Below are 22,177 nucleotides of genomic sequence, written 5' to 3' on the forward strand. Positions count from 1 at the left end.
CCGTCTACCTGTTGGTGCCGCAAGCGACAGCCCGCCCGTGCCACCCCGCGTTAACGAAAGCCGCAGCATGACGTCAAGTGACGAGCGCCCGCCGCCCAGCCAACGTCGCCGCCTGTTGTGGCTTGCCGCTTTCATCCTCGTGCTGTTCGGCATCTACAGCGCCGGCTGGTTCTACCTGGCGGACCTGGTCGAGAGCGCCACCAAAAAGGCGGTCGCCGATCTCGACGACAAAGGCATCAAGGCCGACTGCGCCAATCTCGCGGTCAGCGGCTATCCCTTCAGCTTCACCGTTTCCTGCGACAGCCTGGCTTACGAGGACGACAGCCGCAACGTCGCGGCATCGACAGGCAAGATCAACGCCGCCACGCAGATCACCCGGCTTCTGTCGCCTGCCGCCGAGCTCAGGGGGCCGCTCAGGACCTCTGTTCCCGGCATGACCCCGCTCTGGATCGACTGGGATGATCTGCGGGCCGACATGAAGCTGTCCTGGCCGCTGCCGAGGCGCCTCTCGCTGCAGGCAGAAGGCCTGTCCGGCCAGACCGATCCGGCAGACGACACCGATCCCGTCTCGCTGTTCAGCGCCGGAACCGCCACCGGACAATTGCGCCCAAACGGCCCGGACATCGACTATGCCGGCAATTTCACCGATCTTGAAATCGACGCGGCGGCCATCGGCGGGCGCGTCTTGCCGCCGCTCGACGGCAGCGGCGACGTGACGCTGAAGAACGGCCTGACACTGATCAAGGCAAATCCGACGAGCCTGCGCGGCCAGGCGGCCGAAATCCACGAGCTCGATCTGTCGTCCGGAACTGCGCGCATCACCGTTTCCGGACCGCTGTCGGTCGATGACGACGGTCTCATAAATGCCGACCTGACAATCAGGCTCAATGATCCAAAGGCCGTGGCGGCAATCCTCGCCACCGCCATCCCCGAGCAGAAGAAAGAGATCCAGACCGGCTTTGCCGGACTGGCGCTGCTCGGCAACCAGCCGTCGATGCCGCTGAAGATCGTCAGGGGCAAGGCCTCGCTCGGCTTCATCCCGCTCGGCAAGATCAAGCCGCTCGACTAGAGTAATTCCAGCAAAAGTGTGAAACGGTTTTCCGTCCGGAATTGCGCAAAACAAAGAGATAGAGCCGTTCGGCGTTTCTGTGAAACGATGAACCGCTCTAAGCCAGGCTGGCCTGCGATCGGCCTGCCGCGGCTTATCCCTTCGGCGGGTGTTCGACTGCCTGGCGGCCGAAATCCGGTACGTCGATATCCTGGCCGGCCTCGATGATCGAGCGGCGGACGGCGCGGGTGCGGGTGAACAGGTCGAACAGTTTTTCGCCGTCGCCCCAGCGGATCGCCCGCTGCAGCGAGGACAGATCCTCGGAAAACCGCGCCAGCATTTCGAGAATGGCGTCCTTGTTGTGCAGGCAGACGTCGCGCCACATGGTCGGGTCGGACGCCGCGAGACGGGTGAAGTCGCGAAAGCCGGAAGCCGAGTATTTGATGACCTCGGACTTGGTCACCGACTCCAGATCGTCGGCGGTACCGACGATGTTGTAAGCGATGATATGCGGCAGGTGCGAAACGATGGCCAGCGTCATGTCGTGATGCTGCGGGTCCATCGTGTCGATGTTGGAGCCGCAGCGGCGCCAGAATTCCGAGAGCTTTTCCAGTGCTGCGGGATCGGTACCGGGCAGAGGCGTGAAAATGCACCAGCGGTTCTCGAACAGTTCGGCAAAACCGGCGTCCGGTCCCGATTTTTCGGTGCCGGCCAAAGGATGGCCGGGGATGAAGTGCACGCCATCAGGCACATGCGGCTGCATCTGCGCGATCACCGATGCCTTGGTCGAGCCGACATCGGTGAGGATGGCGCCCTTCTTCAGCGCCGGCGCGATCTCCGCGGCGACCGTGCCTGAAGAGCCGACCGGCACCGAAACGATAACCAGATCAGCATCGCGAACCGCCTCTTTCGCATCCGTCGTATAGGTGTCGCCAAGGCCGAGTTGGCTCGCCCGTGCCAGCGTCGCTTCGCTGCGCGTCGAAATCGCGATTTGGCCGGCGAGCCCCTCGCGGCGGATGACGCGGGCCAGCGACGAGCCGATCAGGCCGATGCCGACCAGCGCGATTTTTTCGAACATCGGTGATGTCATGGTGTTCTAGCTTTTCAGGAATGTCGCGAGTGCTGCGACAACGCCGCGATTGGCCTCTTCGGTGCCGATGCTCATGCGCAGCGCGTTGGGAAAACCGTACCCGGAAACGCGCCGCAATATGTAGCCGCGCGCACTGAGGTAGTCGTCGGCGGCCGCCGCCGAATGCTTTTTGTCCTCGGGAAAGTGGATGAGGATGAAATTGCCGACGCTCGGCGTCACCCGCAGCCCGAGCCCGCTTAATTGCTCGCTCAGCCAGGCCAGCCAGGTCTCGTTGTGCGCGACGCTGCGTTCGATGTGGGCACGGTCGCGGATCGCCGCGATGCCGGCCTCGATTGCCGTCGCATTGACGTTGAAGGGTCCCCGCACGCGGTTGATCGCGTCGATGACGTGCATTGGCGCATACATCCAGCCGATCCGCGCCCCGCCCAGGCCCAATTTTGAGAACGTGCGGGTCATGACCACGTTTTCCGCGCTGCCCACCAACTCGACGCCGGCTTCATAATCGTTGCGCCGGACATATTCGGCGTAAGCTGCATCCAGCACCAGAAGCACGTTTCGCGGCAGGCCGGCATGCAGGCGGCGCACCTCTTGGAACGGCAAGTAGGTGCCGGTTGGATTGTTTGGATTGGCAAGGAAGATGATCCGGGTAGCCGGCGTCACCGCGGCGAGGATCGCATCGATATCGGCGCGTTCATCGGTCTCCTTGACCGTCACCGGGACGGCACCGGCCGACTGTATGTAGATCTTGTAGACCATGAAGCCGTGTTCGGTGATGATGGCTTCGTCGCCGGGCGCGAGGTAGGTCTGCGCCAGCAGGCCCAGAATCTCGTCGGAGCCGTTGGAGCAGACGATGTTCGCCGGGTTGAGCCCGTGCACCTCGGCGATCGCTTCCCTCAGGCGCCTGGCGCTGCCGTCGGGATAGACCGCGAGCTTGTCGGCGACCGCGCGCGCGGCCTCTATCGCCTTTGGCGAAGGGCCGAGCGGGTTCTCGTTCGCCGACAATTTATGGACCTTGGCGACACCTTCAGGCGCCGCGCTCTTGCCGGGCACATAGGCTTCGATGTCCATGATGCCGGCGCGGGGCTTTGGACGTGTCTGATCCGGTGTCTGACTCATTTCATGAAATCCGTCGAGAGTGCCTCCATCCGGAAGCCGCAGCGGAAATACAAGCCGTGGCCCGGAATGTCGAGGGCCGGCAATTCGGGATCAAGAACTTGCCGTTGACGAAGCCATGCGCGAGTCATAGAAGAACGGCTACAGTTCCGTGGTGATTTGGCCGGTCGGCTTGCAGCCACGTTAAACAACTTGCTAAAGGGCCGTTTGCATCTTGTAACCGGCTTTGCGAAGGCATGGCCGGTTTTTTGTTGCCCAGACCGGTGGACAACTGAAGGCCGGGCAAGGAGATGTGATGGTCGCTTTGCGCGCGCGAAAAACCAACAACGAGGCCGACCAGCCGTCGAGCCCGGTGTTGCGTTTCGGCGCCGACAAGCCGCTCAAGCTCGACGCCGGCACGCTGCTGTCGCCGTTCCAGATTGCCTACCAGACCTATGGCACGCTCAACGACGCGCGCTCCAACGCCATCCTCGTCTGCCATGCGCTGACCGGCGACCAGCATGTCGCCAACACCAATCCGGTGACCGGCAAGCCGGGCTGGTGGGAAGTGCTGATCGGTCCCGGCAAGATCATCGATACCGACCGTTTCTTCGTCATCTCGTCAAACGTCATCGGCGGCTGTCTCGGCTCCACCGGCCCCGCCTCGACCAATCCCGCCACCGCCAAGCCCTACGGGCTCGACCTGCCGATCATCACCATCCGCGACATGGTGCGGGCGCAGCTGATGCTGGTCGAGCATTTCGGCATCGAACAGCTGTTCAGCGTGCTTGGCGGCTCGATGGGCGGCATGCAGGTGCTGCAATGGGCCTCCAGCTATCCGGAGCGCGTCTTCTCGGCGCTGCCGATCGCCACCGGTGCCCGCCATTCCTCGCAGAACATCGCTTTCCACGAGGTCGGCAGGCAGGCAGTGATGGCCGACCCGGACTGGCATGGCGGCAAATATTTCGAGCATGGCAAGCGGCCGGAAAAGGGGCTGGCGGTGGCGCGCATGGCCGCCCACATCACCTATCTGTCGGAAGCAGCGCTGCACCGCAAGTTCGGCCGCAACCTGCAGGACCGCGAAGCGCTTACCTTCGGCTTCGATGCCGACTTCCAGATCGAGAGCTATCTGCGCCATCAGGGCATGACCTTCGTCGATCGCTTCGATGCCAACTCCTATCTCTACATGACGCGGGCGATGGATTATTTCGATCTCGCCGCCGACCATGGCGGCCGGCTGGCCGATGCCTTCGCCGGCACCAAGACGCGCTTCTGCCTGGTTTCGTTCACCAGCGATTGGCTGTTCCCGACCGAGGAGAGCCGCTCGGTCGTGCACGCGCTGAACGCAGCCGGCGCCTCGGTATCGTTCGTCGAGATCGAGACCGACCGCGGCCACGACGCCTTCCTGCTCGACGAACCGGAACTGTTCGCCGCCATCAAGGGCTTCATCGCCTCGGCCGCGCGGGCGAGAGGGCTTGGCGCATGACCCCGAAAGGTTGCAGGCTGTTCGGATCAGGACCATGCGCCAGGCATCAGCGCATGACCCCGAAAAGTTGCAGACTTTTCGGATCAGGATCATGTGCCGAGCAGGAGCCGAAGGCATGAGCGTCAACCGCGCCCAGCGCGTCGACCTCGAAGTCGTCGCCGATCTCATCCCGCCGCAGTCGCGGGTGCTGGACGTCGGTTCCGGCGACGGCCTGCTGCTCGAATTGCTGCAGGAGACCAAGAAGGTCGATGGCCGCGGGCTGGAACTGTCGCAGCGCGGCGTCAACGAATGCGTGGCGCGCGGCCTGTCGGTTATTCAAGGCGATGCCGACAAGGATCTCCAATTCTATCCCGACAAGGGTTTCGACTTCGTCGTTCTGTCGCAGACCTTGCAGGCGACCCGCAATCCGAAGCTGGTGCTCGACGAACTGCTCCGGATCGGCAACCGCGCCATCGTCTCATTCCCGAATTTCGGCCACTGGCGGGTGCGCCTTTCGCTGCTCTTCAACGGCCGCATGCCGGTGACCAAGGACCTGCCCTATTCCTGGTACGACACGCCCAACATCCATTTCTGCACCATTCGCGACTTCGTCAATCTGTGCGACGAGCTTGGCGCGACGGTGGAAAAGGCAACCGCGCTCGACGCCAACGGCCAGCGGATCGGCTTCTCGATGCCGTGGTGGTTCTGGAATTTTTTCGGCCAGCAAGCGGTATTCCTGCTGAAACGATAGGTTTGACAGGCAGAAGCAACGAACCTCAGACCTGCGCAAGAAACCATATTTTCAATTTTCAATCCAATGAAGTTGCCCGGCATTCTTTGTTGCTTTAACAGGTCTCAAACGGGTTGGTTTGGGGGAAGCAATGAAGACGTTAGTATTAGCAACAGCTTTGATGTCGGCCACTTTGATTTCCGGATGCACGACGTCGAAGACCGATTTCCAGAATGGACAAGTCGCGTTGAGCGGCAGCCCGGCGCTGAAACGGCAGGCGATCCAGCGGTGCATGACCAAATTCAAGATGCGGTTCGGCAAGGTTGAAAGGGCAAACCTCGCCGCGCTCATGAACGTCCCGGATGCCGGATTGGAACACACGTTCTGCACGCGATTGATGAACGGCTTCGCGAACGGGAGGATCAACTACTCGGATTACCTGGCTGCATTGTCGCATGGCGACATGTCCAACGCGATCAAGGTGCTGCAGGGGCGGTGAAGCTGCCGATGCAGACGCGATCCAAATTCGGTGCCGCCAGATAGATGGCGGCACCATAGACGCCGGTTGTACCCGATCATTCCCTCTATTCAAGCACGTCCGTGGCCTTGTGCGGGTGCTGGACGCCATCAACGAAGACCACGTCGGACCGGGAATTGCCGGTACGCAGCGGCAATATCTCCTGATAGGCGGGCGAGTCGTACCATGCACGTGCCTGCTGCCGGTTGGGAAACTCGATGACTATGAGATAGCCCGGCCAGGTGTTTTCAACGACTTCCACCTCGCCTCCGTGCACCACGAAGCGGCTGCCAAACGGTTCCAGCGTGGCATCGATCTTGTGCAGGTACTCGACGATCTGCGGTCCCGGCGTGACCTGGCGCATATGGGCGACGGCGTAGGCGGTCATGGCGTAACTCCTTGTGGTCGAAGACCGGACAACCGGCTTGATGGGAGCAGTTTGCCGAGACGTCGCGCACAGGTCGATTACCCCCGAGGTAATGACACTGAATACAAAACCGACGCGCCGCTGCCGTCAGCTGAAAGATATTTCCGCCTGGCACCGATGATTTCCACCCACCTGCGCTGTCCTTATCGATGAGCGCGCCTGGATGGTCCGGCGGCCGGGAATAGAGAGGTGATCCATGGGATCGTTGCAAAATCAGAATGTCGTCGTCGTCGGAGGCAGCCGTGGTGTCGGCCGCTCGATCGCGGAGGCCGCCCTCAAGGAGAAAGCGACGGTGCTGGCCGTCGCCCGCGGAAAACAGGCCCTGGCGCAATTTGCCTGGGAGGTCTCGGGCGTGAAGACGCTCGCGGCCGATGCTACGATGGACTCCGCCCCGGATAAGGTCTTCGCCGCGCTTGAGCCGGACGTACTGGTGATCTGCGCAGGTGCGCTGGCGCCTTCTGCGCCGGTGCATGAACAGAACTGGAAGGCGTTCTCGGCAAATTGGGACACGGACGTCAAGGCGTCGTTCCTGTTTTGCCGGGCCGCTGTGCGGCGTCCGCTCAAGCCGGGGACCCGGATCGTTCTGATCTCCAGCGGCGCGGCCTTGACCGGCGGACCACCGAACGCCGGCGGCTATGCTGGCGCAAAACGCACGCAGATGTTCCTGGCCGGTCATAGCCAGAAGGAGGCCGACCGGCTTGGCCTCGGCCTGCGCTTCATGGCGCTCGCGCCGATGCGCATCATGCCGGAAACCGGCGTGGGCAAAGCCGGCGTCGACAGCATAGCGGCCTATATGGGCATCCAGCCGGCGGACTTCATCGCCGCCATGACCGACATGCAAACGCCGGCCGATGTCGGACGGGCGGTGGTCGCACTCGCCACCGGCCAGCCGCAAGGCAGTTCCTTCATGGTGAGCGGTAGCGGGCTTGCCCCGGCCGCCTGAGGGGCGCGTAATGCAACGCTCGCTCGTAACCGCAGAAGCCACATGACAAACGGTCAACCACCTCTGCAACCATCACGCCAGCCGATCCTCGATCGGCTGGCCTTCGAGAAGGTCACGGCCGCGCATCGCCGCGAGCTCAAGCTGCATTGTTATCGCATGATGGGTTCGCTGCACGAGGCCGACGACCTCGTCCAGGACACGTTGCTTCGCGCCTGGCGCGCAAGATCGGAGTTCGACGGGCGAGGTTCGGTTCGCGGTTGGCTCTACATGATCGCGACCAACGCTTGCCTCAACGCCATCAAGGCGAGGTCGAGGGCGCGTCGCATTCTCCGGGAACCCGGACGGCCGCCCTCGCACGGGGCGGCCATAGGCGGGCCGGTAGCCGACATCGCCTGGCTGGAGCCCTACCCCGACGCCGAGCTTCCAGACATTGCCGGCAGCGAGCCAGGTCCGGAAGCCCGTTACGAGAGCCGCGAGGCCGTCCAGCTCGCCTTCGTCGCGGCGATCCAGGATCTGCCGCCCAGGCAGCGCGCCGCGCTGCTGCTTGCCGACGTCCTCGGATGGTCGGCTGTCGAGACGGCGCGTTTGCTGGGCGGATCGACGGCTTCGATCAACAGCGCGTTGCAGCGGGCCCGCGTAACGCTGGCGGCGCGCTATCCTCAGGGACGGCCGGCCAGCCGATCACGGCCCAGCCCCGAAGAAGGCCTGCTGCTCGAACGCTACATGCAGGCCTGGCAGGCCGCCAATCTCGACAGCTTGATCGAGCTGCTGCGTGAGGACGCCATCTATACCATGCCGCCTTGGCGTGAATGGTATCAAGGCCGCGAAGCGATCCGCGGTTTCTTCGAGACCGTCTGGCCTAAGTTTGGCGGCTTCCGCACGCTGGCCACCCGCGCCAATTCCCAGCCGGCGGTCGGGGTTTATTCCCGCAGCCACGACGGCCCTGAATGGCGGGCCCATTCCCTGCATGTGTTCGACGCAGCCGAGGGCGGGATCGCTTCCTTGACGATCTTCATAGGGCCGCTCGGGCCATCTCTGTTCCCGGCCTTCGGCCTGCCACCAGCCTAGCTTACCCCTGGGCCAGCCTTATCGGTCGAGTTCCGGGAAATATGGGTCCGAGAAAAACCGCCGGTCGCGCTCGCCTTGCAGGCAGTCGATCGGTGCGTCGATGCGGATCGTCCTCGGATCCAGCTTGGGATACTCGATGCCGCTGACCTCGAGGATCAGTTTGCGGCGAGTGGCGGTGGCGAATTCGGAAGCAGCATAGATCGGCAGCACGAACGAGCCCGGCCCGCCGGTAACGCATTCGGCATAATACCGGTCGAGATGGCTGAAGGTGGGTGACGGGCTGATCAGGATCGGCAGCCCGTTGATGACGATACCCTTCGCCAGCGCCGCATCGCGTGCCGTTGTGACCGGCAAGCCGGTGTTGTTTGGGCCGTCCCCCGAGACGTCGATGACGCGGCGTTTGCCGGTGAAGGCCGTGCCGTTGAAAAGCTCGGCGCCGAAAGCCACAGCACCGGAAATCGAGGTGCCGCGAAAGCTCCTGAACGGGCGGGCCGCGATCTTGTCGGCGAAAGCGTTGGCGCTCTCCTTGCTGTCGACGACCTGCCAGGCAATGACCGCATCGTCGCGGATGGTGCCGGCCCATTCGAAATAGGCGATGGCGATGCGGCCGAAGGTGCCGGCGCGCACGGCGTTGATGAAGTCGGGGTGGCGCAGCGCCGCGACATAGCCGGCGCGCTGCAGGGCAAACTCCCTTTCATCCATCGACTGCGAGATGTCGACGGCCAGCACCAGCTCGACATCGACGGCAATTGCATCGGCCGGCGCGGCCGCAGGTGCCGCCGGGGTGCAGGCAAGGCAGGCGAGCAGGGCGAGTGCGTCAAGCATGGCCGATCGGAACGTTCCCATCTGAAACGATCGCGACAGTTTTTCGCCGCGATCGCGGCGAAATAAAGCTTGCCCTCTATTTCTTTCGGCCGGTCGAGGCGATCGCCGGGGGCGGTTCGATGGCACCTGCCCTGATACGGGCCGGCTTGAGTGGCGGTTGGCCGGCATCCTTGACGATGGTCAACGCCCGCCGGAAAAAGCGGGCATTGTGCTGGCCGCGGCCGATATTGAGGATCGCGGCGTCGGGAAGGCGCTTCTCCAGCATCGACAGCACTTGCCTCAGCGTTGGGCCGTCGAACGCGTCCAGCGCCTCGTCGATGATCACCCATTTCGGCCGTCGCAAGGCCAGCCTGGCAAAGGCCAGCAGACGCTGCTCGTCGTCGCTGAGCTCACGCTCCCAGCGCGCCGAGCGATCGAGCGAGGACGACAGGCGTTGCAGCCCGACATCGGCCAGCACCTCCGAGATCTCGGCATCGCTCGCCTCCGCCGCGCCGTCTGAATGGTTGAGCACCTCGCGCAGCTTGCCGAGCGGGAAATAGGGGGTACGCGGAACAAAGATCGGCGCTTCTCCGGCCGGCATGCCGATCCGTCCGCTGCCCCATGGCCACAGACCGGCAATGGCCCGGAAGAACAGCGTCTTGCCGGCGCCCGGATCTCCGGTGATCATGACCCGGTCGCCGGCGCGGATTTCGACATGCGGCTCGGCAAGCTTGGTGCATCCCTCCGGCGAGGCGACCTCGAGTTTCTCGAAGGTCAGGCTGCCGTCCGGGTTTTCGCCGAACGAAATGCGCCTTTCCGTATGGTGCAGCGCGTCGGTGTCGGCAAGCGCGATGCGGAAGTCGGCGACCCGCATCAGCGTAGCGCGCCAATCGGCGATGCCGCCGATATTGTTGATGAACCAGCGCAGCGACGAATGGACCTGGTTGAAAGCGCCGACTGCCATCATCAAGCCGCCAAAGCTGATATCGCCGGCGAAATAGACCGGTGAGGCGACCAGGATCGGCGCGACGACAGTGATCCAGCCATAGGTGTCGGTAACCCAGGAAAGATTGATCTGGGCGCTGTAGATGCGCCGCATGGCGCCCAGCACCATGCCGAGATCGAATTCGAGCCGGCGCCTGGCATCGGACTCGCCATGCGCGAGCGCGATGGCATCGACATTCTCGTTGACGCGAACCACCGAGGAGCGCAGCTCCGCTTCACGCGTATAGCGATCGTTGTTGAAGCGGATCAACGGTCGCCCGACCAGCCAGCTCAACCAGGAGGCGGTGCCGGCATAAAGGATCGCCGCCCAGACCATGTAGCCGGGTATGGCCAGCGAATGGCCGCCTATGTGGAAGACGAAGCCGGAGGACAGCGACCACAGGACCCCAACGAACGAGGCAAGCAGGATGCAGGACTGCAGCAGGCCGATGCCAAGACCGGTGGAAAGATCGGAGAGATGCCCGGCATCCTGCTGCAGGCGCTGGTCGGGATTGACGCCGATGGCGCCGGCATGGGTCAGCCGGAAGGCACGCGCCGGCCGCATCCATTCGTCGATCAGGTCGAGCGTCAGCGCCTCGCGCAGCTTCAGGCGGAGCATCTGGTCGAGCCAGGTCTGGCCGACATTGAGCACCACAAGCCCGCCGGCGATGCCGGCAAAGACCAGAAGCTGATGCAGGAAAGCCGGCATGTCGCGCCGCGCAAGCGCGTCGTAGAAAGGCTGGTTCCAGCGATTGAGCAGAACCTGCCCGATCGAGCTCGCCACGATGACGGCGACGATGCCGATCGCTGCCCAAAGCAATTGTTTTCGCACTGGCGAGCTGGTCAGTGCCAATTTGATTGTTGCCAGCTGCTCACGCAGGCTGCTGGCTTCGATCGACGTGGCAAGCTTCTGGGCGCTGGCCTCGACATCCGGACGATCATCCATCGGTTAAATCCTTGCATTCGGAGCAATGCCAAACCGGTCATAGGGATCGGCCGCACGGCCTTCAATCGGACAGCAAACCTGATATCGTCAGATAGGCGTGAACAAGCACGTCTCGGATCACGAACGCGTCATCCTGGCGGTGCCGGGTGTTCGGCCCGCGACAGCCGGCCAAGCGTCGGCGCGCCATGCGGCGAGAGAACCGGCACGAAGACGCGGCGGGACGCGCGCTGGGCAACCGGCACGCCTTGATAGAGCCGCTTCTGCGCCTCGACGACAATAACGCCCGAAAAGATCGGCCAGAAGCGCCGGCCGGCGCGTTCCAGCACATTATGGAACTGCATCATGAAACGTCGCGGCGACGGCGGGAAGAACAGCGCATCGGACCACGCCGCCGGCGTGAAATTCGCTTCGCGCAGCAATTCGGTCAGCTGGCCGCGCGAGAACGGCCGGCCATTGCCGAAAGGTGTATGCTCGAAGCGTGCCCAGACACCGCGCCGGTTGGGCACGACGATGACGACACGGCCGGCCGGCGACAGCACCCGCCAGATCTCGTTCAGCGTCTCGCGTGGGTTCTCGACATGTTCGAGCGAATGGACGAGCAGCATGCGGTCGATGCAGGAATCAACCAGCGGCAGTTCCTCGTCGAAGACCAGGGCGGTCGCCGTCGGCCCGGTCGCCGGCCAGACCACCGCGCCCTGGGTTGCCGGCATGAAGGCAAAGACGCGCTCGGCATCGCTGCCGAAGCGCTCCAGCCACGGCAAGGTGTAGCCGAGGCCGACCAGCCGCTCGTTGGGCACGACGGCCCATATCGAGGACAGCGCCATAGTGATCGAGCGTTCGGCCAGGCGGCCGAGCGTGGTCGAATAAAACGAACGGAGATCGACAATGTCTGAATGCATGCGCGGAACGGTAGCTTCGAAGCAGTCCAAGTTCAACAAAGGCAGATGACATCGGCTGGCAGGCGCCCTATGTCTGCGGCAATAATGGGAGAGATGCGATGCCGGTCGAGATCGAACAATTCATGTGCCGCAGCGACAATTTCGGCGTGCTGGTGCACGACCCGAAAAGCGGCCAGACGGCGCTCATCGATGCGCCCGAGGAGGCGCCCATCCTGGCGGCGATCAAGCGCACCGGCTGGACCCCGACGATGATCCTGACCACTCACCACCATCTCGACCATGTCGAGGCCAATCTGGCGCTGAAGGAGCGTTTCAAGCTGCGCATTGTCGGGCCGGAAGCCGAAAAGGCGAAGATTCCCGGCATCGACGAAACTGTCGAGCAAGGCTCGGTCGTCCATCTCGGCGACGAGCGGATCGAGGTCATCGCCACGCCCGGCCATACCGCCGGCCATGTCACCTATCATCTGCCGGCGTCGAAAGTGGCATTCGCCGCCGACACGCTGTTTGCGCTCGGCTGTGGGCGGCTGCTCGAATGCAAGCCGCCGGTGATGTACGAATCCCTGAAGAAGCTCGCGGCGCTGCCGGCCGAGACGGTCGTCTATTGCGGCCATGAGTATACGCTGGCCAATGCCCGTTTCGCACTCACCGTCGACCCGACCAATTCGGCGCTGAAAGAGCGTGCCGCCAAGGTCGAGGCGCTGCGTGCCGACGGCAAACCGACGCTGCCGACGACGATCGGCGAGGAACTGTCGACCAATCCGTTCCTGCGCTGGCACGATCCGGCGATCCGCAGGCATCTCGGCCTGGAGAAGGCCTCCGACGCCGAAGTGTTCGCCGAGATCCGCAAGCGCAAGGACAATTTCTGAGCGGCGCCAGGAGCTAGGGTCATGACCAGTTCCGCCGAAATCATCGCCCTGCTCGGCCTGAAGCCGCATCCGGAAGGCGGCTGGTATGCCGAGACCTTTCGCGACGGCGCGGCAGGCACGCGCGGCCATTCGACGGCGATCTATTTCCTCCTCGACAAGGACCAATTGTCGGCCTGGCACCGGGTCAGGGACGCGGCGGAGGTCTGGCACTTCTATGACGGCGCGCCGCTGGCGCTATCGATACACCGAGAAGGCGGTCCCGTCATCGAGGAGATCCTCGGTACGGCGCTTGCCGCGGGCGAGCGGCCGCAGATCGTCGTGCCGGCAGGCTGGTGGCAGTCGGCGCGCAGCCTCGGCGAATGGACCCTGGTCGGCTGCACCGTGGCGCCGGGTTTCGATTTCTCCGCCTTCGAACTCGCCGAACCAGGCTGGCTGCCGGGCACGCCCTAGGCACCTTAGCCCAGCAGGAAACCCAGCGTGATCGCCAGCTGGCCGGCGTAGTACAGCGCCCAGACCCCATAGCGCACCCAAATGCGGTGCGGCGAGATGGCGGGCAGCAGGAACTTTTCCGCAGCGAGCAGCCCGTCGGACAGCATGAGCAGGACGATGCCGCCAATGACCCCGACGCTGTTCAGGGTGAGCGCCGCAATGCCCATGGCAAGCAGTGCCGCGGCATGCACATAGATCGGCAAACGCAAGGCCGGGCCGATGCGGCGCTGGAGCGCGAAAACCATCGCCAGCACCGACACGGCCATCGCCAGGGCAATAATTCCTCGCCACGGTTCGGCCGAGAGCAGCCCGAGGCCGCTGCCGGCGCGCAGGAACAGCACGACGTAAAGCACATGCGCGGCAAGAAAACTGGCCGTGCCGCCAAGAAATGCCTTCTCGCCGTCGCGCGACAAGAAGGCGTCACCGATGGCACTGGCGCCGAGCGCGGCGACGAGCAGCCATGGGCCGCCCTGCTGCACGACCAGCACCGCCAGCATCGCCACCGCCAATGTCCTTGCCGCCGACCGCGAAAGACGCGGCCGCATGCCGAGGCTGAACGCGTAAATCACCGCCGCCGCCAGCGAAAATACCAGCGTCGCATTGGCATTGGCATCGATGCCGCCGGGAAACGGCATCAAGCGTTTGCCTCGCTCGTAGCCCTCTTGCGCAGGAACAGCGATTTCGCCGCCAGTGCCGCGCCGCCGGTGACCAGCACGCAGGCGGCGAGGATGCGCCATGACGGCTCGGCGAAGCCGGCTGATATCAGCACCAGCGTCGACAGCAGCGGCGCGGCGTAGCTCGCCGCACCCAGCACCTGGATGTTGCCGCGCTTGACGCCGATGTCCCAGGCATAGAACGCCGCCCCCACCGGCATCAGACCGAGGCCGAGCACGGCCAGCCACTGGCCGGCGCCGGCGGGCAGCACCGTCTGTTCAAGCAACAGATGGCAGACCAGCGAAAGGGCCGCGGTGGCGGCGCAGAACCAGGTGACGATACTGGTCGGCACCGACGGGAAGCGCCGCGACAACAGCGAATAGGACGACCACAGCACCGCGCAGACGCCGGCCATGGCGTAGCCGAAGGCATAACGCGCATCGAAGGCAAGCCCGCCGCCCTTGGTGACGATCAGGACCGTGCCGGCAAGGCCGAGCAGCGCGCCGGCGACGTGGTTCCAGGCCAGCCGCTCGCCCGGCATCAGCGCCGACCCCAGCACGATCAGCAGCGGCCACAGATAGGCGATCAGGCTGGCCTCGACGGCCGGCGCATTGCGCAGCGCGGTGAAGTAGAAGAAGTGGTAGCCGAACAGGCCGGCAATGCCGATCACCCAGACTTTGCGTGGTATTTCGACCTGGCGCGGTATCTTCGCGGCGCCATCGGCTGCCGGCATGAACAGCCGGGCAACCAGCCCGACACAGGTGCCGATCGTAAAGGTAATTGCCGTAAGCAGGAACGGCGGAACGGCGCCCGAAGCATCCGTAAGCAGCGCCAGCAGCGCCCACATGGCGACCGCGGAGAAGCCTATCAGTGTTGCGCGCGCCATATCCGTCGCCCCTGCCCGTTGGCGGCGCACCATCACGCCTATTCGTTTGCTTCGAACCGCTCCGCGCTGATCGTCAGCGGGCCGATTTGCGTGCTGACCGTGGCGCGGATCGGCGCATATACGCCGCTTTGGCCGACCGGTGCAAACGTCACCATGATGCGGCTGCGTTTCTTCAGGTAGTTCAGCGCCTTGCGGTTCTTGCGGTAGCCGGCCACCGGCTCGAAGCCCAGCCTGCAGGTGACCGTATCGCCCTTGTAGCCGGCCACCGAGATCGACCCTTTGGACTCGTAGGTCAGTTTGAGATCGGCACGCATTTCGCCGTCATAGAGCTTCACCGTGCGCCCGCAGACCTGGTCGAGGCTGTCGGCATGGATGACGGTGGCGGCCATCGGATCGAGGACCGATACGAGATGGCTGCCGACCAGCGGTATCCAATTCTCGGGATTGCGCTTCTTCGGCTCAGGCACGACCTTGGTCGAGGTGACGACGCCGTTGGCAAACTGGATGTCGATCATCGATGCCTTCTTGCCGGACGTGTAGTCGGCGTGGAACGCTTGCGGCTGCAACTGCTTGCCCGAAATCTTGCCCTTCGACGAGATCGTGCCTCGGGTATCGTCGAACAGTGTGGCGAGCCCAGCGGCAGAGACGCTGCCCTCGATCGAATAGGAGTCGCCTTCGTAGTGGCTGGAGAATTTCGCTTTGGCCACGGAAAGGCCGAGGAACGACACCGAATACTCGCCCGTGAAGGATTGCGGCTCAGCGGCCGAAGCCGTTGTCGGCAGCGCGACGGCCAACAGCACGACCAGGGCATGGAGGAAAGAACGAGGCATGGCGGGTCCTTGATTGTCGACCGGACGGGCGGCTCCGGTCTGGCATGTCCCTGTGCGACCGCTTATAGGCTGAATTCCGGCCTTAATGTGAAAGGCGGCGTCGGCAGGCAACGTTGGGGCTGGTCGACGGCCAAAATAAAAACCCGCCTCGGCGGGCGGGTCGTTGGAGCCAATTAGCACCATACCGAAGTTAGTAGCATAGCTGCCGGCACAAAGCAAGAACAAAATGTGGCCACCTGGAAAATCGCGACAGGTTTGCGCAGCCCCTCATCGCCCTGCCGGGCACTTCTCCCCGTATAGGGACGGGGAGAAGGTCGCCTTGCAAAGGGTTTCGCCAATTTGCGGAGTTGCAGAAGCGCCGAGCCTGCGGCCAAGCCCCTTCTCCCCGTTACTATACGGGGAGAAGGGGCCGGCAGGCGAATGAGGGGCAGCGCCGGCATCGGTCATCTTTTGATTGATTCCCTTGGCACTAACCAACCCCAAGCTTGACGCCTCGGAGAAATGCAACTATGGAACGCCAACTTTTTCCATGAGGCCGCCTGACCGAAACCGCGCGCCACCCGGCGCGGGTCGAATGTTTGGCCAGGACCGAGAACCGAAGGTTAGAACCATGTCCCGCACCTGCGAACTCACTGCCAAGGCAGTCATGTCCGGCAACAATGTGAGCCACGCCAACAACAAGACCAAGCGTCGCTTCCTGCCCAATCTCGTCAATGTGACGCTGATCTCGGAAGCGCTGAACCAGAACGTGCGCCTGCGCATTTCGGCCAACGCGCTGCGTTCGGTCGAGCATCGCGGCGGCCTCGATGCCTTCCTGGCCAAGGCCGATGCCAAGGAATTGTCGCAGCGCGCCCGCCTGTTGAAGAAGCAGATCGCCAAGAAGCTCGCCGAACAGCCGGCCGCCTGAGTTTTTCGGCGGCAGCCGCCTTCCAGGGCGTGATCCGGTTCCGGATCGCGTTCCGCTGGTTCCATTACCCAGGATAAAAAAATGACTTTCCTCTCGCGGTACCTGCCCTTCGTGGCGGCCATGGCGCTCGTCGTCGTGGCCTCGAACATCCTTGTGCAGTTCCCGATGCAGGGTTCAATCGGCGGGTTGTCGCTGGCCGACATCCTGACCTGGGGCGCCTTCACCTATCCGTTCTCCTTCCTGGTCACCGATCTCGCCAACCGCCGCTATGGGCCGGCGGTGGCGCGCAGGATCGTCTTTGTCGGCTTCATGACAGCGGTGATCTGCTCGATCGTCATCCCACCGCTGCTGTTTCGCCACGGCCTGATCGAATTCGAGACCGCCGCCGACCGGCTGGTGCGCATTGCCGCTGCCTCGGGCGCCGCCTTCCTCACCGCGCAGTTGCTCGACGTCACCGTATTCAACCGGCTGCGCCGGCAGAGCTGGTGGCGCGCGCCGATCGTCGGCACGCTGGTCGGCTCCGTTTTCGATACGGTGGTGTTTTTCACCGTCGCCTTCGCGGCGGCGTTCGCCTTCGCCGGGCCCAACGACGGCTTTGCGCTGGAAACCGCGCCGCTGATGGGCGTGCTGCCGGTCGAGACGATGCGCTGGATTTCCTGGGCGCTCGGCGATCTCGGCGTCAAGCTGGTCATAGCGGTGGTGGCGCTGATCCCCTACCGGCTGCTTGCCGCCCGCTGGAGCCAGCCGGCACTGGCGGCATAGAAGCATGATCCCGAAAAGTGGGAACCGGTTTTCGGACAAGATCATGCTCAAAGACTATCGAGCATGATCCCCTGGCTTCAACTGGACTCGGCAAAAACGCCTGACGGCGGACAGGAACTCCGCCTGAAGCGGCGCGGCGGCGAATTCTCGATCATGCTTGGCGCCAACGAGCTGATGAACAGCCGGCTCAGCGGTTCCGAAGAGGCGCTGGCGAAACTGTCTTGCCAAAGGATTGCCGGCCGCCGGACCCCGAACATCCTGATCGGCGGCCTCGGCATGGGCTTTACCTTGCGCGCGGCGCTGGCCGAGCTCGGCGACGATGCGCAGGTCACCGTTGCCGAATTGGTGCCGGCGGTCGTGGCGTGGGCGCGCGGCCTGATGGCCGAAGTTTTCGACGGTTGCCTTGACGACCGGCGTGTCGGCATTCGCGAGGCCGATGTCGGTCAGCTCATCCGATCGCAAGCTTCGGCCTGGGACGCGATCCTGCTCGATGTCGACAACGGCCCCGAGGGCATCGTCTACAAGGCCAACGATGCGCTCTACGGCGCAGCCGGCCTGATCAGCGCGAGAGCAGCTCTCAAGCCCGGCGGTGTGCTGGCGGTCTGGTCGCAGGGCCCTGACGCAGGTTTCACCCGAAGGCTCAAGCAGGCCGGCTTCACGGTCGAGGAGGTCAAGGTGCGGGCTCACGGCAAGCGCGGCGCCCGTCACATCGTCTGGCTCGCGACCAGGGGCAATAGGCCACCACCTCGCAATCCGGGCGGGCCTTGTGGTCGCCGCCCGCCACGCCGACGAACCTCTACTTCGCCTTCTGAAGCTCGGCGGCGAGCGCCTGCAGCAGCCCGCGTGTGCCCTCCTCGCGCCCTTGCGCTGAATCGACGCCATCGAAGAACGCACCCTGTTCGGTATAGGTCAGGCGCGTGCCCTCGCCGGAAGGTGCAAGCTCGACCGTGGTGAGCGACGCCGACAGCGGCTGCGCCCCGACCGCCATCCGGTATGAAAATACGATGCGCCGGTCAGGGACGATGTCCTGGAACTGCGCATCGAGCCTGATCTCCGGGCCGCCCTGGTAGCTGAACCGCGAAACCTCGCTGCCGCCGACACGGAAATCGAAGGTGAATTCGGCGATGGTGAAGCCGTCGCCTTCGACGCGCCAGCGCCGCACCGTCGCCTTGTCGGCAAAGGCGAGGAAGACGCTCTCGGGCGATTGCGGGTAGGTCCGCTCGATCGTGAAGCTTGAATGGATGACGGCCTGGTCGTTCACGGGGGCAATCTGGTTCATTTCTTGTCGTCCTTTTCCTGGTCGTGGAGTGTTGCGTCCGGTTGGTCAGTCTCCGCCAGGATCTGGCCGAGACGGTCGAGCTGGCGTTCGGCCAGTGTACGGCGCGCGGCGATCCAGTCGGCGAGCGGGGCTAGCCCGCCGGGCTCGATCCGGCAGGTGCGCACGCGTCCGACCTTCTCGCTGCGGATCAGCCCGCACGCTTCCAGCGCCTGGAGATGCTGGAGCACGGCAGCGAAGGTCATGCCGAACGGCTCCGCCAACTGGCTGACGGTGGCCGGCCCGCGGCTCAGCCTTTCCAGGATTGCCCGGCGCGTCGGCTCGGCAAGAGCCCGCAGGATGCTGTCGATCTCGGAATACTTAAGCATGGACTTGAGTATTTCGCCGATGACACAAATTGTCAAGTCACGACTAAAGTATTTTTGCAGATGGTGACAGCCGGCTGGAAAACCCGCGATGCGGGTCATTGCCAGGGGAAATTGCAAGGGAAATTGCAAGGGAAATTGCCTGCGCTGCAAAACGGCGCGGAAACGCCAGCGATGCTGTCAGCCAGCAGGCCGGTCGCGCGTCAATCCTCGTGCAGCACAAATTCCAGGTAAAGATTGCGCTGCAGGATCGAGTGGTTGTCGTCGGACATCAGCGACACGATCAGCGCGCCATCGTCGCGGGTCCAGACGTCGAGCGCTTCCATGTTGTCGATCTGGTAGCCCATGTCGGCTTCGAGCAGCACCGGCCCGTCGGCGACGGCGCCCTTCTCGACGCTTTCGCCATAGATGCGCCGCAGCCGCATCTTGACGCCGCCGGCCATCGAAAAACTGCGCTCCAGAAGCAACAGGTCGCCGTCCGGCAGGAAGGCGCCGTCGGTGATGTCGAAATCGCCATTGCGCTTGACGGTGAAGACGCCCTTGTGCGGCCCTTCGATGATCGCGGCAAAGATGTTGCCGGCCTTGTCGAGGCTCTTTTCCGACACCACGACCAGTCCGCCCGCGTGCTGCCCGTTGGGGTTGGCGCGGGTGACGGTCTCAAAGCCGCGATTGCGGCGAAGTTCCCAGGCTGGAATCAGGAAGCCCAATTGCCTGAACGGCGCCTTCATGCCGTCCGGATCGATCTTGAACTCTGCGATACGGTGATCGCCCTCGAAACCGACCGTGGCAATGCCGTCCTTGACCGCGAGGCCTTCGGCATCGACCGCCCATTTCTCGTCGATCGGCTGACCGGCCGAATCGACCATCTGCTGCATGCGAAAATTCTGGATGCCGGAAGGCCGCTTCTCGGCATCGTGGACGAGGGTGCCGAAGAACCAGAAGCCGGTGTCGGCGACGCCGATGAAATCGCTGCCGGGCTCGAGGAACCGAAGTGCCGACAGCGCGCCGAAATCGCGCGTCGACGAGGTCATTTCGAGCCCGCCGATGAATTCGAGCGGCCCGAACTGTTTGTCCGGCCGGCCGATGTGGAATTCGCTGATCGGCCGTGCCGTGATTTCGGCCGGCTCGACCGAGGCCGGGCCGGCAGCGACAGCTGGCGCCAAACTGATGCCTAACAACGCAATGGCGGCCAAAAGCTTCTGCCAAAAGCCGCCGCGGGAAAAAATCATCCGGCGCGCCGCATGCCGCCGCGCCGCGTGTCGCGCACGGTTTCCTCGGCGAACAGCGAGGCCAGCTGCTCGGTCATGGCGCCGGCCAGTTCTTCGGCATCGACGATGGTGACGGCGCGGCGATAGTAGCGGGTGACGTCGTGGCCGATGCCGATGGCCAAAAGCTCGACCGGCGAGCGCGTCTCGATGAGTTCGATGATGGCGCGCAGATGCCGCTCGAGATAATTGCCGGGGTTGACCGACAGCGTCGAATCGTCGACCGGCGCGCCGTCGGAGATCATCATCAGGATCTTGCGCTGCTCCGGCCGCGCGATCAGCCGGTTGTGCGCCCACAGCAGCGCCTCGCCGTCGATGTTTTCCTTGAGCAGGCCCTCGCGCATCATCAGGCCGAGGTTGCGGCGCGCCCGCCGCCACGGATGGTCGGCGGATTTGTAGATGATGTGGCGCAGATCGTTGAGCCGGCCGGGGTTCGGCGGCTTGCCTTCCTTCAGCCATTTCTCGCGCGCCTGTCCGCCCTTCCAGGCGCGGGTGGTGAAGCCGAGGATTTCGACCGAGACGCCGCAGCGTTCCAGCGTGCGCGCCAGGATGTCGGCGCAGGTCGCGGCGACAGTGATCGGCCGGCCGCGCATCGAGCCCGAATTGTCGAGCACCAGCGACACCACCGTGTCGCGAAATTTGGTATCGCGCTCCTGCTTGAAGGACAGCGGCTGCATCGGGTCGATGACGACGCGCACCAGCCGTGCCGGATCGAGATAGCCTTCTTCGAGGTCGAAATCCCAGGAGCGGTTCTGCTGCGCCATCAGGCGGCGCTGCAGCCGGTTGGCCAGCCGCCCGACGACGCCGGAAAGGTTGGCGAGCTGCTTGTCGAGGAAGGCGCGCAGCCGGTCGAGCTCCTCCTCCTCGCACAGTTCCTCCGCACCTACGGTCTCGTCGAAGGCCGTGGTGAAGACCTTGTAATCGATCTCTTTCGGCAGATTGGTGAAGGGATTGTCGTTGCGGCGCGCCTCGCCGGGCGTCTCCGCATCGGCGTCGTCGTCGTCGGAGAGATCCTCGGCGGTGGCGTCGGAGGCTTCCGTCTCGGCCGATTGCTCGTCGTCCGACGATGCCTCGGTATCCTCGGATTGCGACTGCTCGGAGCCCGAATCGTCTTCGCCGCCCTCCTCGCTCTGCTCCTCGCCTTGCGGCTGGTTTTCGTCGTTGTCCTCGGAGTCTTCCGTCTCCTGGTCATCGCCGAGCTCCTCGGCCATTTCCATGGAGGCGAGCATCTCGCGCACGACGCGGGCGAACGCCTGCTGGTCATCGAGCTTTGCCGACAGCCCGTCGAGGTCGGCACTGGCTTTTTCCTCGACCCAGGGGCGCCAGAGATCGACCAGCCGTTCGCCGCTCTTCGGCACAGTGCGGCCGGTCAGCTTTTCGCGCACCATCAGCGCCAGCGCTTCCTCGATCGGCGCGTCGGCCTTGTCCTTGACGTCGACGAGGTTGGCCCTGGCGTATTTGTCCTCGAGCATCGAGCCGATATTGTCGGCGACGCCCTGCATGGCGCGGCTGCCGATCGCCTCCACCCGGGCCTGCTCTACCGCGTCATAGATGGCGCGGGCCTGTTTGCCTTCCGGGGCCAGCCTGGTGTGGATGCGCGCATCGTGGCAGGCGCGCTTCAGCGCCATGGAATCGCCGAGCCCGCGGGTGATGGCGATGTCCGCCTTCGATGCCTTCTTCGGCAGTTCCGGCAGCCGGGCGCGGCTGCCGGCCAGTGCCGGCCGATCCTTGGCGAAGCCGACCTCGAGATCATTGTCGCCGGCGATGGCGCGCATGCAGACGGTAACCGCGCGCTTGAAGCTGTCGTTCTCAGCGCCGGTCTTGGATTTGTTTCGCGTATTGTCGCCCGGACCCGCCATCGAGA

The 22,177-nt window shown here is 64.1% G+C and carries 23 protein-coding genes, 1 pseudogene and 1 riboswitch; of the genes and pseudogenes, 11 read left to right on the forward strand and 13 right to left on the reverse strand.

What is annotated here, in order from left to right; genetic code table 11:
- Window positions 1-67: 67 nt before the first annotated feature.
- Complete coding sequence (locus NKH67_RS00590) at window positions 68-1,069, forward strand: DUF2125 domain-containing protein (RefSeq protein WP_352502688.1); 1,002 nt, start codon at window positions 68-70, stop codon at window positions 1,067-1,069.
- A gap of 133 nt (window positions 1,070-1,202) precedes the next feature.
- On the opposite strand, the gene NKH67_RS00595 is transcribed toward NKH67_RS00590, so the two are convergent.
- Complete coding sequence (locus NKH67_RS00595) at window positions 1,203-2,138, reverse strand: prephenate/arogenate dehydrogenase family protein (protein ID WP_352471433.1); 936 nt, start codon at window positions 2,136-2,138, stop codon at window positions 1,203-1,205.
- Window positions 2,139-2,144: 6 nt separating this feature from the next.
- Window positions 2,145-3,254 (reverse strand): histidinol-phosphate transaminase, encoded by a 1,110-nt coding sequence (gene hisC / locus NKH67_RS00600; RefSeq protein WP_352471434.1) that lies wholly within the window; start codon window positions 3,252-3,254, stop codon window positions 2,145-2,147.
- Window positions 3,255-3,392: 138 nt separating this feature from the next.
- Window positions 3,393-3,470, forward strand: a riboswitch (SAM riboswitch).
- Window positions 3,471-3,546: 76 nt separating this feature from the next.
- Between hisC and metX the strand changes: the two genes are divergently transcribed.
- The 3 genes from metX (at window position 3,547) to NKH67_RS00615 (ending at window position 5,924) form a co-directional block, all read left to right on the forward strand.
- Window positions 3,547-4,716: a homoserine O-acetyltransferase MetX gene (gene metX / locus NKH67_RS00605; protein ID WP_292661143.1), complete on the forward strand. Its 1,170-nt coding sequence runs from the start codon at window positions 3,547-3,549 to the stop codon at window positions 4,714-4,716.
- A gap of 115 nt (window positions 4,717-4,831) precedes the next feature.
- Entirely contained in the window at window positions 4,832-5,446 is a 615-nt protein-coding gene (gene metW, locus NKH67_RS00610; protein ID WP_352471435.1) for a methionine biosynthesis protein MetW, read from the forward strand.
- A gap of 130 nt (window positions 5,447-5,576) precedes the next feature.
- Window positions 5,577-5,924 carry a hypothetical protein gene (locus NKH67_RS00615; protein WP_352471436.1) on the forward strand — a complete coding sequence of 116 codons (348 nt, stop codon included), beginning with the start codon at window positions 5,577-5,579 and terminating at the stop codon, window positions 5,922-5,924.
- 85 nt (window positions 5,925-6,009) lie between these two features.
- Here the strand turns inward: NKH67_RS00615 and NKH67_RS00620 are convergent, their stop codons facing one another.
- Entirely contained in the window at window positions 6,010-6,330 is a 321-nt protein-coding gene (locus tag NKH67_RS00620) for a DUF1330 domain-containing protein (RefSeq protein ID WP_352471437.1), read from the reverse strand.
- Window positions 6,331-6,565: 235 nt separating this feature from the next.
- Here NKH67_RS00620 and NKH67_RS00625 point away from each other — a divergent pair, with 235 nt between their 5' ends.
- Window positions 6,566-7,312, forward strand: a complete 747-nt coding sequence (locus tag NKH67_RS00625; RefSeq protein ID WP_352502687.1) for an SDR family NAD(P)-dependent oxidoreductase — start codon at window positions 6,566-6,568, stop codon at window positions 7,310-7,312.
- 42 nt (window positions 7,313-7,354) lie between these two features.
- Entirely contained in the window at window positions 7,355-8,380 is a 1,026-nt protein-coding gene (locus NKH67_RS00630; RefSeq protein ID WP_352471439.1) for an RNA polymerase subunit sigma-70, read from the forward strand.
- Window positions 8,381-8,398: 18 nt separating this feature from the next.
- Here the strand turns inward: NKH67_RS00630 and NKH67_RS00635 are convergent, their stop codons facing one another.
- The 3 genes from NKH67_RS00635 to NKH67_RS00645 all read right to left on the reverse strand — a co-directional run bounded on the left by NKH67_RS00635 (window position 8,399) and on the right by NKH67_RS00645 (window position 12,013).
- Window positions 8,399-9,205: a DUF1194 domain-containing protein gene (locus NKH67_RS00635; protein WP_352471440.1), complete on the reverse strand. Its 807-nt coding sequence runs from the start codon at window positions 9,203-9,205 to the stop codon at window positions 8,399-8,401.
- Window positions 9,206-9,281: 76 nt separating this feature from the next.
- Window positions 9,282-11,114: an ABC transporter ATP-binding protein/permease gene (locus NKH67_RS00640; protein WP_352471441.1), complete on the reverse strand. Its 1,833-nt coding sequence runs from the start codon at window positions 11,112-11,114 to the stop codon at window positions 9,282-9,284.
- A gap of 128 nt (window positions 11,115-11,242) precedes the next feature.
- Window positions 11,243-12,013: a class I SAM-dependent methyltransferase gene (locus NKH67_RS00645; protein ID WP_352451212.1), complete on the reverse strand. Its 771-nt coding sequence runs from the start codon at window positions 12,011-12,013 to the stop codon at window positions 11,243-11,245.
- Between the two features lie 98 nt (window positions 12,014-12,111).
- Here NKH67_RS00645 and gloB point away from each other — a divergent pair, with 98 nt between their 5' ends.
- Together gloB and NKH67_RS00655 are read left to right on the forward strand one after the other, a co-directional pair.
- The gene (gene gloB, locus NKH67_RS00650; RefSeq protein WP_352471442.1) at window positions 12,112-12,879 is read left to right on the forward strand and encodes a hydroxyacylglutathione hydrolase; all 768 of its coding nucleotides are present in this window, start codon (window positions 12,112-12,114) and stop codon (window positions 12,877-12,879) included.
- Window positions 12,880-12,900: 21 nt separating this feature from the next.
- Window positions 12,901-13,329: a cupin domain-containing protein gene (locus NKH67_RS00655; RefSeq protein ID WP_352471443.1), complete on the forward strand. Its 429-nt coding sequence runs from the start codon at window positions 12,901-12,903 to the stop codon at window positions 13,327-13,329.
- A 5-nt stretch (window positions 13,330-13,334) separates the two neighbouring features.
- On the opposite strand, the gene NKH67_RS00660 is transcribed toward NKH67_RS00655, so the two are convergent.
- The 3 genes from NKH67_RS00660 to NKH67_RS00670 are packed head-to-tail and all read right to left on the reverse strand — an operon-like array spanning window position 13,335 to window position 15,738.
- Window positions 13,335-14,003 carry a lysoplasmalogenase family protein gene (locus NKH67_RS00660; RefSeq protein WP_352471444.1) on the reverse strand — a complete coding sequence of 223 codons (669 nt, stop codon included), beginning with the start codon at window positions 14,001-14,003 and terminating at the stop codon, window positions 13,335-13,337.
- Window positions 14,003-14,908, reverse strand: coding sequence for an aromatic amino acid exporter YddG (gene yddG, locus NKH67_RS00665; RefSeq protein ID WP_352471445.1), 906 nt, complete (start codon window positions 14,906-14,908; stop codon window positions 14,003-14,005). The genes NKH67_RS00660 and yddG overlap by 1 nt, the downstream gene beginning before the upstream one ends.
- A gap of 38 nt (window positions 14,909-14,946) precedes the next feature.
- Complete coding sequence (locus NKH67_RS00670; protein WP_352471446.1) at window positions 14,947-15,738, reverse strand: DUF3108 domain-containing protein; 792 nt, start codon at window positions 15,736-15,738, stop codon at window positions 14,947-14,949.
- A 610-nt stretch (window positions 15,739-16,348) separates the two neighbouring features.
- Here NKH67_RS00670 and rpmB point away from each other — a divergent pair.
- From rpmB to NKH67_RS00685, 3 genes and pseudogenes are all read left to right on the forward strand, one after another.
- On the forward strand, window positions 16,349-16,645 hold the full coding sequence (rpmB, locus tag NKH67_RS00675; protein ID WP_006328411.1) for a 50S ribosomal protein L28: 297 nt from the start codon (window positions 16,349-16,351) through the stop codon (window positions 16,643-16,645).
- Between the two features lie 81 nt (window positions 16,646-16,726).
- Window positions 16,727-17,407 (forward strand): queuosine precursor transporter, encoded by a 681-nt coding sequence (locus tag NKH67_RS00680; protein WP_352471447.1) that lies wholly within the window; start codon window positions 16,727-16,729, stop codon window positions 17,405-17,407.
- 63 nt (window positions 17,408-17,470) lie between these two features.
- A pseudogene (locus NKH67_RS00685) lies at window positions 17,471-18,136 on the forward strand (spermidine synthase); the annotation flags it as partial.
- A 67-nt stretch (window positions 18,137-18,203) separates the two neighbouring features.
- On the opposite strand, the gene NKH67_RS00690 reads toward NKH67_RS00685, so the two are convergent.
- The 4 genes from NKH67_RS00690 to cobT form a co-directional block, all read right to left on the reverse strand.
- The gene (locus NKH67_RS00690; RefSeq protein WP_352471449.1) at window positions 18,204-18,686 is read right to left on the reverse strand and encodes an SRPBCC family protein; all 483 of its coding nucleotides are present in this window, start codon (window positions 18,684-18,686) and stop codon (window positions 18,204-18,206) included.
- Complete coding sequence (locus tag NKH67_RS00695) at window positions 18,683-19,051, reverse strand: ArsR/SmtB family transcription factor (protein WP_352471491.1); 369 nt, start codon at window positions 19,049-19,051, stop codon at window positions 18,683-18,685. Before NKH67_RS00695 ends, NKH67_RS00690 begins: the two co-directional genes overlap by 4 nt.
- Before the next feature lie 200 nt (window positions 19,052-19,251).
- Window positions 19,252-20,277 carry an esterase-like activity of phytase family protein gene (locus NKH67_RS00700; protein ID WP_352471450.1) on the reverse strand — a complete coding sequence of 342 codons (1,026 nt, stop codon included), beginning with the start codon at window positions 20,275-20,277 and terminating at the stop codon, window positions 19,252-19,254.
- A complete protein-coding gene (gene cobT, locus NKH67_RS00705; protein ID WP_352471451.1) occupies window positions 20,274-22,172 on the reverse strand; it encodes a cobaltochelatase subunit CobT in 1,899 nt (632 codons plus the stop codon). The genes NKH67_RS00700 and cobT overlap by 4 nt, the downstream gene beginning before the upstream one ends.
- Between the last annotated feature and the right edge of the window lie 5 nt (window positions 22,173-22,177).

It is taken from the genome of Mesorhizobium sp. M0968, assembly GCF_040319065.1.
Lineage (GTDB): Bacteria > Pseudomonadota > Alphaproteobacteria > Rhizobiales > Rhizobiaceae > Mesorhizobium.

What these genes read in the sequence shown, in the direction of transcription:
- NKH67_RS00595 (WP_352471433.1), bottom strand. Translation starts at nt 2,138, where the DNA reads ATGACATCACCGATGTTCGAAAAAATCGCGCTGGTCGGCATCGGCCTG.
- NKH67_RS00630 (WP_352471439.1), top strand. Translation starts at nt 7,355, where the DNA reads ATGACAAACGGTCAACCACCTCTGCAACCATCACGCCAGCCGATCCTC.
- metW (WP_352471435.1), top strand. Translation starts at nt 4,832, where the DNA reads ATGAGCGTCAACCGCGCCCAGCGCGTCGACCTCGAAGTCGTCGCCGAT.
- NKH67_RS00615 (WP_352471436.1), top strand. Translation starts at nt 5,577, where the DNA reads ATGAAGACGTTAGTATTAGCAACAGCTTTGATGTCGGCCACTTTGATT.
- NKH67_RS00700 (WP_352471450.1), bottom strand. Translation starts at nt 20,277, where the DNA reads ATGATTTTTTCCCGCGGCGGCTTTTGGCAGAAGCTTTTGGCCGCCATT.
- NKH67_RS00620 (WP_352471437.1), bottom strand. Translation starts at nt 6,330, where the DNA reads ATGACCGCCTACGCCGTCGCCCATATGCGCCAGGTCACGCCGGGACCG.
- NKH67_RS00640 (WP_352471441.1), bottom strand. Translation starts at nt 11,114, where the DNA reads ATGGATGATCGTCCGGATGTCGAGGCCAGCGCCCAGAAGCTTGCCACG.
- NKH67_RS00645 (WP_352451212.1), bottom strand. Translation starts at nt 12,013, where the DNA reads ATGCATTCAGACATTGTCGATCTCCGTTCGTTTTATTCGACCACGCTC.
- cobT (WP_352471451.1), bottom strand. Translation starts at nt 22,172, where the DNA reads ATGGCGGGTCCGGGCGACAATACGCGAAACAAATCCAAGACCGGCGCT.
- NKH67_RS00670 (WP_352471446.1), bottom strand. Translation starts at nt 15,738, where the DNA reads ATGCCTCGTTCTTTCCTCCATGCCCTGGTCGTGCTGTTGGCCGTCGCG.
- metX (WP_292661143.1), top strand. Translation starts at nt 3,547, where the DNA reads ATGGTCGCTTTGCGCGCGCGAAAAACCAACAACGAGGCCGACCAGCCG.
- yddG (WP_352471445.1), bottom strand. Translation starts at nt 14,908, where the DNA reads ATGGCGCGCGCAACACTGATAGGCTTCTCCGCGGTCGCCATGTGGGCG.
- NKH67_RS00590 (WP_352502688.1), top strand. Translation starts at nt 68, where the DNA reads ATGACGTCAAGTGACGAGCGCCCGCCGCCCAGCCAACGTCGCCGCCTG.
- NKH67_RS00695 (WP_352471491.1), bottom strand. Translation starts at nt 19,051, where the DNA reads ATGCTTAAGTATTCCGAGATCGACAGCATCCTGCGGGCTCTTGCCGAG.
- rpmB (WP_006328411.1), top strand. Translation starts at nt 16,349, where the DNA reads ATGTCCCGCACCTGCGAACTCACTGCCAAGGCAGTCATGTCCGGCAAC.
- NKH67_RS00690 (WP_352471449.1), bottom strand. Translation starts at nt 18,686, where the DNA reads ATGAACCAGATTGCCCCCGTGAACGACCAGGCCGTCATCCATTCAAGC.
- NKH67_RS00655 (WP_352471443.1), top strand. Translation starts at nt 12,901, where the DNA reads ATGACCAGTTCCGCCGAAATCATCGCCCTGCTCGGCCTGAAGCCGCAT.
- hisC (WP_352471434.1), bottom strand. Translation starts at nt 3,254, where the DNA reads ATGAGTCAGACACCGGATCAGACACGTCCAAAGCCCCGCGCCGGCATC.
- NKH67_RS00625 (WP_352502687.1), top strand. Translation starts at nt 6,566, where the DNA reads ATGGGATCGTTGCAAAATCAGAATGTCGTCGTCGTCGGAGGCAGCCGT.
- NKH67_RS00680 (WP_352471447.1), top strand. Translation starts at nt 16,727, where the DNA reads ATGACTTTCCTCTCGCGGTACCTGCCCTTCGTGGCGGCCATGGCGCTC.
- NKH67_RS00660 (WP_352471444.1), bottom strand. Translation starts at nt 14,003, where the DNA reads ATGCCGTTTCCCGGCGGCATCGATGCCAATGCCAATGCGACGCTGGTA.
- gloB (WP_352471442.1), top strand. Translation starts at nt 12,112, where the DNA reads ATGCCGGTCGAGATCGAACAATTCATGTGCCGCAGCGACAATTTCGGC.
- NKH67_RS00635 (WP_352471440.1), bottom strand. Translation starts at nt 9,205, where the DNA reads ATGCTTGACGCACTCGCCCTGCTCGCCTGCCTTGCCTGCACCCCGGCG.